Below are 13264 nucleotides of genomic sequence, written 5' to 3'. Positions count from 1 at the left end.
GCTTCACCCTCTTACTTCCAGATGTTCCACGGGGACTGGATCCACAGGCCCACGACCACCAGCCACACGAGCGTGACAGGGATGAAGATCTTCCAGCCCAGACGCATGATCTGGTCGTAACGGAAGCGCGGGAAGGTCGCCCGCACCCACAGGAAGATCGTGACGATCACGAAGGTCTTGCCGAAGAACCAGAACCAGTCCCAGAACCACGCAGATGCCTGGATCCAAGCCGGCGTCTCCATGCCAAACGCCGAGAACGAGATCGGAGCCAGCCAGCCGCCAAGGAACATGGTCACGGCCAGCGCCGAGACGAGGATCATGTTGGCGTACTCGGCCAGGAAGAACATGGCGAAGGCCATGCCCGAGTACTCGATCATGTGGCCCGCCACGATTTCCGATTCGCCTTCGACCACGTCGAACGGGTGACGGTTGGTTTCGGCCAGACCCGAGATGAAGTAGACGACGAAAATCGGCAGCAGCGGCAGCCAGTTCCACGACAGGAAGCTCAGCCCCATGTCGGCGAAGGTGCCCTTGTTCTGGCCGAGCACGATGTCGGTCATGTTGAGGCTGGCCGAGACCATGAGCACCACGACGAGCGCGAAGCCCATCGCAATCTCGTAGCTCACCATCTGCGCCGACGCGCGCAGCGCACCGAGGAAGGCGTACTTCGAGTTGGAGGCCCAGCCCGCGATGATGACGCCGTAGACCTCCATCGAGGTGATCGCCATCAGGAACAAGAGGCCGGCATTGATGTTCGCCACAGCCTTCTCGGGGCCGAAGGGCACCACCGCCCAGGCGGCAAGCGCCGGCATGATGGTCATGATGGGGCCGAGCAGGAAGAGGCCCTTGTTCGCGGCCGTCGGGAGGATGATCTCCTTGAAGATCAGCTTCACCGCGTCGGCGATCGGCTGCAGCAGGCCGAGCGGGCCCACGCGGTTGGGGCCGGGGCGGATCTGCGACCAGCCGATGGCCTTGCGCTCCCAGAGCGTGAGATAGGCGACGCAGATCATCAGCGGCGCCACGAGCGCGATGATCTTGATCAGGCTCCAGGCCACCGCCCAGGTGTTGGGGTAGGCCTGCGTGAACTGGTTGAACAGGTCGACCATGTCAGGCCTTCTCCACAGTGATGGCGCCGAACATCGCGCCCAGCGAGGCGGTGCACGGGTGACCGGCCGGCACGCGCACGGTCATGGCGGCGAGCGATGCGTCAACGCGCGCGGGCAGCACGGCCTGCGCCTGGCCTTGTGACACACGCACCGAGGCACCTTCGCTCAGGCCGAGTTGCAGCCACAGGGCGGACGGGATGTCGGCCACCGGTGGCTTGGCATCGGCGGTGAGCTGCAGCGAGGTGGCGCGGCGTACCAGCGAGTCGGTGCTGTAGATGGGCACGTCGGCGATGCGCTCCAGGCCAGCCGCGGCCTTGACCACGTCGGCCGGTGCGGCAGCCGCCTTGTTGCTCAGGCGGCCGGCAACGGTGCTCAGGTCACCCAGCGCTTCCGCTCTCACCTCTTCAGACGTTTCGAAGTCGAAACCCTTGACGCCCAGCATGTTGCCGAGCACGCGCAGCACCTTCCAGGCAGGACGGGTGTCGCCGAGCGGCTTCACCACCCCGTGGAAGCTCTGCACGCGGCCTTCGGCATTGACGAAGGTGCCCGAGGTTTCCGTGAAGGGCGAAATGGGGAGCAGCACGTCGGCGTTGTCGACGGCGGCGTTCTTGAACGAGGTCAGTGCGACCACCATCTGGGCGCCGTTCAGCGCGTCACGCGCGGCGGCCGGGTTCGCGGCGTCATAGGCTGGTTCGGTGTTGAGCAGCAGCACCGCCTTCAGGCCCCCGTTCGACAGCATCTGGCCAGCGTTCAGGCCGCCGTTGCCGGGCAGCGCGTTGACGAGCTGTGCGCCAACCGTGTTGGCAGCTTCGGTCAGGTAGCCGACCGAGGCCCCAGTCTGCTCGCCGATCCACTGCGCGAGGGCCAGCAACTGGCTCGCTTGCGGATGCTGGGCGGCGGCGTTGCCGAGCAGCACGGCCTTGCGTTCGCCCGCCAGCAGCGCGGCGGCGATGGCCTTGGCAGCGTCGGTTGCAACAGCCTGCACCGGCGCGGCCACGCCCTTGCTTGCGGCGACAGCGCTTGCCACTTCGGCCAGCGCTTGCGTCCACAGGCTCGGCGCGACGATGAGGTCGTTCGAGGTCGGGATCAGCCAATCGTCGGCCACGGCGTTGATGCGCGACACCTTGGCGCCCTTGCGTGCGGCCTGGCGGATGCGCTGGGCGAAAAGCGGGTGGTCCTTGCGCAGGAAGGAGCCCACGACCAGCGCACTCTGCAGCGTCGAGAGAGACGCGATGGACGTGCCGAGCCAGCGCGCGGTGTTGGCGGAAGCGCCCACGTTGGCGAAGTCGGCGTGTCGCAGGCGGTGGTCGATGTTTTCGCTGCCGAGTCCGCGCACGAGCTTGGCCAGCAGGTGCAGCTCTTCGGTGGTGCTGTGCGCAGAGCCCAGCGCGCCGATGGCCTTGGCGCCGTGGTCCGTCTTGATCTGCTTCAGGCCGTTGGCCACATATTCAAGCGCGGTCGTCCAGTCGACCGTCTTCCACTCGCCGCCCTGCTTGAGCATCGGGGCGGTCAGGCGGTCTTCGCTGTTGACGGCTTCGTACGAGAAGCGGTCGCGGTCGGCCAGCCAGCACTCGTTGACATCTTCGTTTTCCAGCGGAACCACGCGCAGGACCTTGTGGTTCTTCACCTGCACGATCAGGTTGGCGCCGGTGCCGTCATGCGGGCTCACGCTCTTGCGGCGCGAGAGTTCCCAGGTGCGGGCGCTGTATCGGAAGGGCTTGCTGGTGATGGCACCGACCGGGCACAGGTCAATCATGTTGCCCGACAGTTCGGAGTCGACGGTGTCGCCGGTGATCGTGGTGATCTCGGAGTGCTCACCCCGGTGCACCATGCCCAGCTCCATGATGCCGGCCACTTCCTGGCCGAAGCGCACGCAGCGGGTGCAGTGGATGCAGCGGCTCATCTCCTCCATCGAGAGCAGCGGGCCGACTTCCTTGTGGAAGACGACGCGCTTTTCTTCGGTGTAGCGGGAGGACGATCCGCCATAGCCCACGGCCAGGTCTTGCAGCTGGCACTCGCCGCCCTGGTCGCAGATGGGACAGTCGAGCGGGTGGTTGATCAGCAGGAACTCCATCACGCCCTGCTGCGCCTTGATCGCCTTGTCGCTCTTGGTGCGGACGATCATGCCCTGCGTGACCGGCGTGGCGCAGGCGGGCATGGGCTTCGGAGCCTTCTCCACCTCGACCAGACACATGCGGCAGTTGGCGGCGATGGAGAGCTTCTTGTGGTAGCAGAAGTGCGGGATGTAGGTGCCGGCCTTGTCGGCCGCATGCATCACCATGCTGCCTTCGGCAACCTCTACCTTCTTCCCGTCGAGTTCGATTTCGATCATGTCGTGTTGCCTTGGGGGCCCGCGTCAGACGTAGGCCGGGACCACGCTGGTCTTGTGCTCGATGAGGTGGACGAACTCATCGCGGAAGTGCTTGATCATGGCGCGCACCGGCATCGCGGCGGCATCGCCCAGCGCGCAGATGGTGCGGCCCTGGATGTTGTCGGCCACCGAGTTCAGGAGGTCGATGTCTTCCATGCGGCCCTGGCCGTTGGCGATGCGCTCGACCATGCGAAAGAGCCAGCCCGTGCCTTCGCGGCAGGGCGTGCACTGGCCGCAGCTCTCGTGCATGTAGAAGTACGAGAGGCGCAGAAGACTCTTGACCATGCAGCGCGAGTCGTCCATCACGATGACGGCACCCGAGCCCAGCATGGAGCCGGCCTTGGCGATGGAGTCGTAGTCCATCGTGCACTCGTTCATGATCGAGGCCGGCAACACCGGCGCCGACGAACCGCCGGGGATCACGGCCTTGAGCTTGCGGCCGGTGCGCACACCACCCGCGAGTTCAAGCAGCTTGGGGAACGGCGTGCCGAGCGGCACCTCAAAGTTTCCGGGCAGGTTGACGTCGCCCACCACCGAGAAGATCTTGGTGCCGCCGTTGTTGGGCTTGCCGATCTCGAGGTACTGCTGGCCGCCGTTGCGGATGATCCAGGGCACCGCTGCGAAGGTCTCGGTGTTGTTGATCGTGGTCGGCTTGCCGTAGAGGCCGTAGCTGGCCGGGAACGGCGGCTTGAAGCGAGGCTGGCCCTTCTTGCCTTCGAGCGATTCGAGCAACGCGGTTTCTTCACCGCAGATGTAGGCACCGAAACCGTGCGCGGCATGCAGCTGGAAGCTGAACGACGAGCCGAAGATGTTGTTGCCGAGATAACCCGCGGCACGCGCTTCTTCGAGCGCAGCTTCGAAGCGCTCGTAGACCTCGAAGATTTCGCCGTGGATGTAGTTGTAGCCGGTGGCGATGCCCATCGCGAAGGCGGCAATGGCCATGCCTTCGATCACGATGTGCGGGTTGTACATGAGGATGTCGCGGTCCTTGCAGGTGCCCGGCTCGCCCTCGTCGGAATTGCAGACCAGGTACTTCGCGCCCGGGTACATGCGGGGCATGAAGCTCCACTTGAGGCCGGTCGGGAAACCCGCGCCGCCGCGGCCGCGCAGGCCAGAGGTCTTCACCTCGGCGATCACCTGCTCGGGCGTCATCGGCTCCAGGCCGTTGCCGCCCTGGAGGATGCGGCGCAGCGCCTGGTAACCGCCGCGCGCCTCGTAGTCCTTTAGCGACCAGTTCTTGCCATCGAGGCCGTCATAGATCTGCGCGCCGATGTGGCGGCCGTGGAAGCAGGTCTCCGTGCCCTTGGCCTGGAACTGCGACAGGTCGATCTGGGGTTGCATCGTCGAACTCACTTCTTGACGCCGGCGCGCAGCGTGTCGACCAGCGCGTCGAGCCGCTGGTTGTCCATGAAGCTGCACATCTGGCGGTCGTTGACCAGCATCACCGGCGCGTCGGCACAGGCACCCAGGCACTCGCTCTTCTGCACGGTGAAGAGGCCGTCGGCCGTGGTCCCGCCCTCTTCCACGCCGAGCTTCTCGCACAGGTGGTTGAGCGCACCCTGCCCGTTGCGCAGCTGGCACGGCAGGTTGGTGCAGACGTTGAGCTTGAAAGTACCCAGCGGCTGCTGGTTGTACATGTTGTAGAAGGTCGTGACCTCGTGCACCGCGATGGGCGGCATGCCGAGGTAGTCGGCGATCAGGCGCTCGCCGTCGGCCGACACGTAGCCCTGCTCCTGCTGAAGAATCGACAGGCAGGCCATCACCGCCGACTGTTTCTGGTCGGCGGGGTACTTGGCGACCTCGCGGTCGAAGCGTGCGCGCGTGGCGTCGCTGAGGCTGATGGTGGATACGGCGCTCACCGGTCGATCTCTCCAAACACGATGTCCATGGTGCCGATCACGGCCACCGCGTCGGCGATCATGTGGCCGCGCGACATTTCATCCAGCGCCGCCAGGTGCGGGAAGCCGGGGGGACGGATCTTCAGGCGATAGGGCTTGTTGGCGCCGTCGCTCACGATGTAGATGCCGAACTCGCCCTTCGGGTGCTCGACGGCCGAGTACACCTCGCCTTCGGGCACGTGGAAGCCTTCGGTGAAGAGCTTGAAGTGGTGGATCAGCTCTTCCATGCTGGACTTCATGTCCACGCGCGAAGGGGGTGCGACCTTGTGGTTGTCGGTGATCACCGGGCCGGGGTTGGCCTTCAGCCACTTTACGCACTGCTGGATGATGCGATTGGCCTGACGCATCTCTTCGACGCGCACCAGGTAGCGGTCGTAGGTGTCGCCATTCACGCCCAGCGGGATGTCGAAGTCCATGCGGTCATAGACGTCGTAGGGCTGGTTCTTGCGCAGGTCCCACTGGATGCCGGAGCCGCGCAGCATCGGGCCGGTGAAGCCGAGGTTCAGCGCGCGTTCGGGCGAGACCACGCCGATGCCGACCGTGCGCTGCTTCCAGATGCGGTTGTCGGTGAGCAGCGATTCGTACTCATCGACGCGCTTGGGGAAGCGGTTGGAAAAATCTTCAATGAAGTCGAGCAAAGAACCGTGGCGGTTCTCGTTCATCTGCGCGAGGGCGCGCGCATTGCGGATCTTCGACGCCTTGTACTGGGGCATCGAATCCGGCAGGTCGCGGTAGACACCGCCCGGACGGAAGTAGGCCGCATGCATGCGGGCACCGGAGGCGGCCTCATACATGTCGAACAGGTCTTCGCGCTCGCGGAAGCAGTAGATGAGGATGTTCATCGCACCGCAGTCCAGCCCATGGCAACCGAGCCACAACAGGTGGTTCAGCAGGCGGGTGATTTCGGCGAACATTACACGGATGTACTGCGCACGCTCGGGCACGTCGATGCCGAGCAGCTTCTCGATCGCCAGGCAGTACGCGTGCTCGTTGGACATCATCGACACGTAGTCGAGGCGGTCCATGTAAGGCAACGACTGGATGTAGGTGCGCGTCTCGGCGAGCTTTTCGGTCGCACGGTGCAGCAGGCCGATGTGCGGGTCGGCGCGCTGGATGACTTCGCCGTCGAGCTTCGAGCACAAGGCGCAGCACGCCGTGCGCGGCCGGGTGCTGCGGGCCGAAGTTGAGGGTGTAGTTCTTGATCTCAGCCATGTGAGTCTTGCCTTGCGCTCGCGCGCTCAGTGCAGCCCGCCGTAGTTGTCTTCGCGGATGATGCGCGGCGTGATCTCGCGCGGCTCGATGGTCACCGGCTGATAGATCACGCGCTTTTGTTCGGGGTCGTAGCGCATCTCGACATGGCCGCTGACCGGGAAGTCCTTGCGGAACGGGTGGCCGATGAAGCCGTAGTCGGTGAGGATGCGACGCAGGTCGAGGTGGCCGTCGAAGAGGATGCCGTAAAGGTCGAAGGCTTCGCGCTCGAACCAGTTGGCCGAGTTCCACACGGGCGTGAGTGCGGCCACCGAAGGCAGGTCGTCATCGGGGCAGAAGACCTTCAGGCGCACGCGCCAGTTGTGGCGCACCGACAGCAGGTGCGAGACGACTGCGAAACGCAGACCCTCACGCGGCTCGTCCTTGTAAGAAGAGTAGTCGACACCGCAAAGGTCGATTAGCTGCTCGAAGTAAAGCGTGCCGTCATCGCGCAGCTGGGTGGCGACCTCGAGGTAGTGGGCGGCGGACACGGTGATCGTGATCTCACCTCGGTCGCGGACCAGGGTTTTGATCTTGTCGCCGAGCGCGCTTTCGAGCGCCGTTTGGAGTGTGTCGAGTCTGCTCATGCGGGCTCTCAGCGGGCGATCGTGTTTTCGCGGCGGATCTTGGCCTGCAGCTGCAGGATGCCGTAGAGCAACGCTTCGGCTGTGGGGGGGCAGCCCGGCACGTAGACGTCCACCGGCACGATGCGGTCGCAGCCGCGCACGACGGAGTAGCTGTAGTGGTAGTAGCCGCCGCCATTCGCACACGAACCCATCGAGAGCACCCAGCGCGGCTCGGCCATCTGGTCATAGACCTTGCGCAGCGCCGGCGCCATCTTGTTGCACAGCGTACCGGCGACGATCATCAAGTCGCTCTGCCGGGGGCTGGGACGAAACAGCATGCCGAAGCGGTCGATGTCGTAGCGCGCGGCACCCGCGTGCATCATCTCGACCGCGCAGCACGCAAGACCGAACGTCATCGGCCACAGCGAACCGGTCTTGGACCAGTTGACCAGAGCGTCAACGCTCGTGGTGATGAAGCCTTCCTTGAGAACGCCTTCGATACCCACGGTACTACCTCGCAATCATTCCCAGTCCAGGGCGCCTTTTTTCCACTCGTAGGCGAAACCCACGACGAGGATGCCGAGGAACAACATCATGGCCCAGAAGCCGGCTGCGCCAATCTCGTGCAGCGACACGGCCCAGGGAAAAAGGAAAGCAATTTCCAGGTCAAAGAGGATGAAGAGAATCGCCACCAGGTAGTAGCGCACGTCGAACTTCATCCGAGCGTCTTCAAACGCTTCGAAACCACATTCGTAGGGGGAATTCTTGGCGGCGTCAGGACGACGCGGCCCGAAGAGAAAGCCCAAGACCTGGGGAGCCACTCCGACCGCCACACCTACCAGGATGAACAAGATCACAGGAAGGTAGGGACCGAGATTCATGGCGGCGTCTTGGCTGGTGATTCCGACAAGGCGCTGGGTAAGCGTCATGTCGTTGGATCTGGTGCCGACGGCGAGACTCGAACTCGCACAGCTTTCGCCACTACCCCCTCAAGATAGCGTGTCTACCAATTTCACCACGTCGGCCTAACGGGTCTGCCGTTCAACTTCCAGCAACGGCGCCTGGATCGCATGAGGAGTGGCTCACCAGACAGCCTGCAATTCTAACCTCAAACACCTTGCGATCTCACTGCTGCAGTATTACCTACTGCATGAGTTTGACGCCGGGCAAACGCCCAGCGCCTCGCCTCACTTGCTGCCGGGAATCGATGCAGCGGCAGGCGCCACAGCAGCCGGCGCAGGAGCAGAGGCAGCGGGGATGGCACCCGGGATCACCGACCCTGCCGGAGCACTGGCGGCGGCACTCGCAGCAGCGGGCGCTGCACCCGCGCGGTCCAGCACGCTGTCACCCGCCGATGCCGAACGCCCGGTGCTGCTGCTGTACGTCAGCGCCAGCGTGCAGCAAAAGAAGATCGCGGCGCACACCGCCGTCGAGCGCGACAGGAAGTTGGCACTGCCAGTGGCACCGAAGAGGCTGCCCGATGCGCCACTGCCAAACGAGGCCCCCATGTCTGCACCCTTGCCGTGCTGAATCAGCACCAATCCGATCATCGTCAGCGCGGCAACGATCTGCACCACCAACACGACATTCATCAACACTTGCATTGCTACAGACTCCTGGTTTTGTTCTTGAGGGCCGCGACGCTCAGGCAGCGGCTTTGCAGATGGCAGCGAAATCGGCCGCCTTGAGCGACGCGCCGCCGATGAGGCCGCCGTCAATGTCGCCTTGCGCGAACAGTTGTTTGGCGTTGTCGGCCTTCACGCTTCCACCATAGAGGAGGAGCATCTCACCCGACTTCTCTGTGGCGGCATGCAGCTGAGCACGCAGCAACGCATGCACTGCTTGCGCCTGCTCGGGCGTGGCCGTCTTGCCGGTGCCGATGGCCCAGACCGGCTCATAGGCCACCACCACCTGCGAAATGCAATGGCCGAGCGTGTGGATCACCGCCGACAGCTGGCGCTTGACGACTGCGTCGGTCCGGCCAGCTTCGCGCTCGGCGAGGGTTTCGCCCACACACACGATGGGCGTCAGCTTGTGCGCCAGCGCAATCTTCGCTTTGTCTGCCACCAGTTGGTCAGACTCGCCGTGCAGTGCACGTCGCTCCGAGTGGCCGACGATCACGAAATGGCAGCCGAACTCGGCCAGCATGCCGGCCGAGACTTCGCCGGTGTAGGCACCCGACTCATGCGCCGAGCAGTCTTGTGCACCCCATTGCATGCGGCTACCTTGCAACGAGAGCGCGGTGTCAGCGAGATACGGAAACGGGGCGCAGACTGCCACCGAGGCATCCCACGGCTCAGCCTCCTTCAGCGCAGCCAGCAACTCGGCATTGGCCACGCGGCTGCCGTTCATCTTCCAGTTGCCCACCACGAGTTTGCGACGCATCAGTTCAGTTCCTAGAGGTTCACCAAGTGAGCACGATCTTGCCGATGTGCTCGTTCGATTCCATCAGTGCATGGGCCTGCGCCGCCTGGTCGGCCGGGAACGTCTTGAAGATCACCGGTTTGACGGCGCCCGATGCCAACCAAGGCCAGACCTTCGCACGCAGAGACTTCGCAATCGCCGCCTTGAACGCGACCGGGCGCGGCCGCAACGTGGAGCCCGTGACCGTGAGGCGCTTGCGCATCACCACACCCGCATCGATGCGCGCTTCCACCCCGCCCTGCACCGCGATGATCACAAGCCGGCCGTCCTCGGCCAAGCAGCTCAGCTCGCGGGCCACGTACTCGCCCGCGACCATGTCGAGCACGACATCGGCGCCGCGCTTGTCGGTGATGCGCAGCACCTCGACAGCGAAATCCTGCGTGCGGTAGTTGATCGCGTGGTCGGCACCCAGCGTGCGGCAGGCATCGCACTTCTCGTCGGAACCTGCCGTGGCGACCACCGTGGCACCTGCCACCTTGGCAAGCTGGATGGCCGTGACGCCGATGCCACTGGTACCGCCTTGCACCAGAAGGGTCTCACCGGCCTTCAAGCCACCTCGGTCGAAGACGTTCGACCAGACGGTGAAGAAGGTTTCCGGCAGGCTTGCCGCTTCGACATCGGTCAACCCACCCGGCACCGGCAGGCACTGGCCGACGGGGGCCACACATTGCTCGGCGTAGCCACCACCAGCCACCAGCGCGCAAACGCGGTCACCAGGTTTGAAGCCTGCCGCTCGCATCGCCTCACGATCGCCATCGATGATGACACCGGCCACTTCCAGTCCGGGCAGATCAGATGCTCCCGGCGGCACCGGATAGTGGCCCTTGCGCTGGAGCACGTCCGGCCGGTTGACGCCCGAGGCACTGACACGGATCAGCACCTCGCCCGCCCCCGCCGAGGGCGTGGGCCGCTCGACCGCACGCAGAACGTCGGGCTTGCCGTAAGACGAGATTTCGATGGCTTTCATGGCGAAACGATCGCAGTGGGCGGCGGCAGACCACCGCCCAGCCGCATCACTCCTGCGTGGCCGGAGCCTGCGGTTCGCGCTCGATCAGCGCCTTCATCGACAGCTTGACGCGCCCCTTCTCGTCGGTCTCGAGCACCTTGACCTTGACGATCTGGCCTTCCTTCAGGAAGTCGGTGACCTTCTCGACGCGCTGGTGCGCGATCTGGCTGATGTGCAGCAGGCCGTCCTTGCCGGGGAGCAGGTTCACGAGTGCACCGAACTCCAGGATCTTCGTGACCGGGCCTTCGTACACCTTGCCCACTTCCACTTCGGCGGTGATCTCCTCGATGCGCTTCTTGGCGTAAGCGGCCTTGTCGGCATCGGCCGAGGCGATGGTGATGGTGCCGTCTTCGCCGATGTCGATCGTGGTGCCGGTCTCTTCGGTCAGCGCACGGATGGTGGCGCCGCCCTTGCCGATCACGTCGCGGATCTTCTCGGGGTTGATCTTCATCGTGTAGAGGCGCGGCGCGAACTGCGACACCTCGGCCTTGGCCTCGCCCATCGCTTCGGTCATCTTGCCGAGGATGTGCAGGCGTGCTTCCTTGGCCTGAGCGAGGGCGACCTGCATGATTTCCTTGGTGATGCCCTGGATCTTGATGTCCATCTGGAGAGCGGTCACACCAGCGGTGGTGCCGGCCACCTTGAAGTCCATGTCGCCCAGGTGATCTTCATCGCCCAGGATGTCGGTCAGCACGGCGAAGCGGTTGCCGTCCTTGATCAGGCCCATGGCGATGCCAGCCACGTGTGCCTTGAGCGGCACACCGGCGTCCATCAGCGCGAGGCAGCCGCCGCAGACGGAGGCCATCGACGAGGAGCCGTTTGACTCGGTGATCTCGGAGACCACGCGCATCGAGTACGGGAATTCGACGCGATCGGGCAACACGGCGACCAGCGCACGCTTGGCCAGGCGGCCGTGACCAATCTCGCGGCGCTTCGGCGAACCCACGCGGCCGGTTTCGCCCGTGGCGAACGGCGGCATGTTGTAGTGAAGCATGAAGTGCTCGCTGAACTCGCCCGCCAGCGCGTCGATCTTCTGCGAGTCACGGTCGGTGCCGAGGGTGGCGGCGACCAGCGCCTGCGTCTCGCCACGGGTGAACAGCGCCGAGCCGTGCACGCGCGGCAGCACACCGTTGCGGATCTCGATCGGGCGCACGGTGCGGGTGTCGCGGCCGTCGATGCGCGGCTCGCCGGCCAGGATCTGGCTGCGCACGATGCGGGCTTCGATCTCGAAGAGGATCGTCTCGACCTTCACCTTGTCGTACGAAGCGCCTTCGGCGTCGAGCGCTGCGAACACATCGGCCGTGGCCTGACGGGTGGCTTGGGTACGAGCCTGCTTGGAGCGGATCTGATAGGCCGCGCGAAGCTTTTCTTCAGCCAGCGCGACGACCTTGCCGATGAACGCCTCGTCCTTCGCAGGCGGCTGCCAGTCCCAGGCCGGCTTGCCGGCGTCACGCACCAGTTCGTTGATCGCGGCGATGGCGATGTTGCCCTGCTCGTGGCCGAACACCACGCCACCGAGCATCACCTCTTCGCTCAGCTGTTGTGCCTCGGACTCGACCATCAGCACGGCGGCTTGCGTGCCGGCGACCACAAGGTCCATCTGCGACTCCAGCAGTTGCGTCTTGCCGGGGTTCAGCACGTATTGACCGTTGATGTAGCCCACGCGAGCGGCGCCGATTGGGCCGTTGAACGGGATGCCCGAGATCGCCAACGCCGCGCTGGCGCCGATCAGCGCCGGGATGTCGGCCGAGACTTCGGGGTTCAGCGACAGCACGTGGATGACGACCTGCACCTCGTTGTAGAAACCGTCCGGGAACAGGGGGCGCAGGGGGCGGTCGATCAGGCGCGAGGTCAAGGTCTCGAGTTCGCTCGGGCGGCCTTCGCGCTTGAAGAAGCTGCCGGGGATCTTGCCCGCGGCATAGGTCTTCTCGAGGTAGTCGACGGTCAGGGGAAAGAAGTCCTGCCCAGGCTTGGCGCTCTTGGCGCCCACCACAGTGGCGAGGACCACGGTGTCTTCCACGTCGACGAGCACCGCGCCTGAGGCCTGGCGAGCGATCTCGCCGGTCTCCAGCTTGACGGTGTGCTGGCCCCATTGGAAGGTCTTGGTGACTTTGTTGAACATGCTCATGCGTCTCTCCTATTGCTTGTCAGCGCCTTGCGGGCGGCGCCTTCTGCCCGGAGCATCAACAACCTGGCGCGATGCCATTCCAGCGGGGCTTTGCTTCGCGTGAAGCGCCGTTGGAATGACACATCGTCATCGGTGGCTGTCGGGCTCCAAATGCAAAGAGCCTGTGCTGGCAGGTCCAGACAGGCTCTTCACTTTTCGCTACGGCTTACTTGCGCAGACCGAGCTTCTGGATCAGAGCGGTGTAGCGCTCTGCATCCTTGTTCTTGAGGTAGGCCAGGAGGCTCTTGCGGGTGTTGACCATCTTCAGGAGGCCACGGCGACCGTGGTGGTCCTTCAGGTGGGTCTTGAAGTGGGGGGTCAGCTCGTTGATGCGAGCGGTCAGCAGCGCGACCTGGACCTCGGGGGAGCCGGTGTCGGCGGCACTGCGGGCGTTGGCCTTGACGATTTCGGCCTTGTTGATTTCAGCGACAGACATGTCAGTTTCCAGAAAAATCCGGTCGCCGGCGCCTGCATTCAT

The 13264-nt window shown here is 64.5% G+C and carries 12 protein-coding genes, 1 tRNA gene and 1 pseudogene; all 14 read right to left on the bottom strand.

The window, feature by feature from the left end:
* Positions 1 to 11 precede the first annotated feature (11 nt).
* Positions 12 to 1106, bottom strand: coding sequence for an NADH-quinone oxidoreductase subunit NuoH (gene nuoH, locus LRS03_RS01885; RefSeq protein ID WP_257823597.1), 1095 nt, complete (start codon positions 1104 to 1106; stop codon positions 12 to 14).
* A 1-nt stretch (position 1107) separates the two neighbouring features.
* Positions 1108 to 3438: an NADH-quinone oxidoreductase subunit NuoG gene (nuoG, locus tag LRS03_RS01880; RefSeq protein WP_257823596.1), complete on the bottom strand. Its 2331-nt coding sequence runs from the start codon at positions 3436 to 3438 to the stop codon at positions 1108 to 1110.
* Positions 3439 to 3462: 24 nt separating this feature from the next.
* The gene (gene nuoF, locus LRS03_RS01875; RefSeq protein ID WP_257823595.1) at positions 3463 to 4818 is read right to left on the bottom strand and encodes an NADH-quinone oxidoreductase subunit NuoF; all 1356 of its coding nucleotides are present in this window, start codon (positions 4816 to 4818) and stop codon (positions 3463 to 3465) included.
* An 8-nt stretch (positions 4819 to 4826) separates the two neighbouring features.
* A complete protein-coding gene (locus LRS03_RS01870) occupies positions 4827 to 5336 on the bottom strand; it encodes an NADH-quinone oxidoreductase subunit NuoE family protein (RefSeq protein ID WP_257823594.1) in 510 nt (169 codons plus the stop codon).
* Positions 5333 to 6587, bottom strand: a pseudogene (locus LRS03_RS01865) (NADH-quinone oxidoreductase subunit D). The gene LRS03_RS01870 and the pseudogene LRS03_RS01865 overlap by 4 nt, the downstream one beginning before the upstream one ends.
* A 26-nt stretch (positions 6588 to 6613) precedes the next feature.
* Positions 6614 to 7210: an NADH-quinone oxidoreductase subunit C gene (locus tag LRS03_RS01860; RefSeq protein WP_257823593.1), complete on the bottom strand. Its 597-nt coding sequence runs from the start codon at positions 7208 to 7210 to the stop codon at positions 6614 to 6616.
* Between the two features lie 8 nt (positions 7211 to 7218).
* Positions 7219 to 7695, bottom strand: coding sequence for a NuoB/complex I 20 kDa subunit family protein (locus tag LRS03_RS01855; RefSeq protein ID WP_257823592.1), 477 nt, complete (start codon positions 7693 to 7695; stop codon positions 7219 to 7221).
* Positions 7696 to 7710: 15 nt separating this feature from the next.
* Positions 7711 to 8070, bottom strand: coding sequence for an NADH-quinone oxidoreductase subunit A (locus tag LRS03_RS01850; protein WP_201804163.1), 360 nt, complete (start codon positions 8068 to 8070; stop codon positions 7711 to 7713).
* Positions 8071 to 8129: 59 nt separating this feature from the next.
* Positions 8130 to 8214: transfer RNA gene (locus tag LRS03_RS01845), tRNA-Leu, on the bottom strand.
* A 162-nt stretch (positions 8215 to 8376) separates the two neighbouring features.
* On the bottom strand, positions 8377 to 8793 hold the full coding sequence (gene secG, locus LRS03_RS01840) for a preprotein translocase subunit SecG (RefSeq protein ID WP_257823591.1): 417 nt from the start codon (positions 8791 to 8793) through the stop codon (positions 8377 to 8379).
* A gap of 40 nt (positions 8794 to 8833) precedes the next feature.
* Positions 8834 to 9574, bottom strand: a complete 741-nt coding sequence (tpiA, locus tag LRS03_RS01835) for a triose-phosphate isomerase (RefSeq protein WP_257823590.1) — start codon at positions 9572 to 9574, stop codon at positions 8834 to 8836.
* Between the two features lie 19 nt (positions 9575 to 9593).
* Positions 9594 to 10580 carry an NAD(P)H-quinone oxidoreductase gene (locus tag LRS03_RS01830; RefSeq protein WP_257823589.1) on the bottom strand — a complete coding sequence of 329 codons (987 nt, stop codon included), beginning with the start codon at positions 10578 to 10580 and terminating at the stop codon, positions 9594 to 9596.
* 46 nt (positions 10581 to 10626) lie between these two features.
* Positions 10627 to 12747, bottom strand: a complete 2121-nt coding sequence (pnp, locus tag LRS03_RS01825; protein ID WP_257823588.1) for a polyribonucleotide nucleotidyltransferase — start codon at positions 12745 to 12747, stop codon at positions 10627 to 10629.
* A gap of 205 nt (positions 12748 to 12952) precedes the next feature.
* Positions 12953 to 13222 carry a 30S ribosomal protein S15 gene (gene rpsO, locus LRS03_RS01820; RefSeq protein WP_257823587.1) on the bottom strand — a complete coding sequence of 90 codons (270 nt, stop codon included), beginning with the start codon at positions 13220 to 13222 and terminating at the stop codon, positions 12953 to 12955.
* Between the last annotated feature and the right edge of the window lie 42 nt (positions 13223 to 13264).

Origin of the sequence: Rhizobacter sp. J219, from assembly GCF_024700055.1 — a bacterium.
Taxonomy (GTDB): Bacteria; Pseudomonadota; Gammaproteobacteria; order Burkholderiales; family Burkholderiaceae_C; genus Rhizobacter.
The sequence above is the reverse complement of the archived record's forward strand: the minus strand, read 5'-3'. Positions and strand labels throughout refer to the sequence as shown.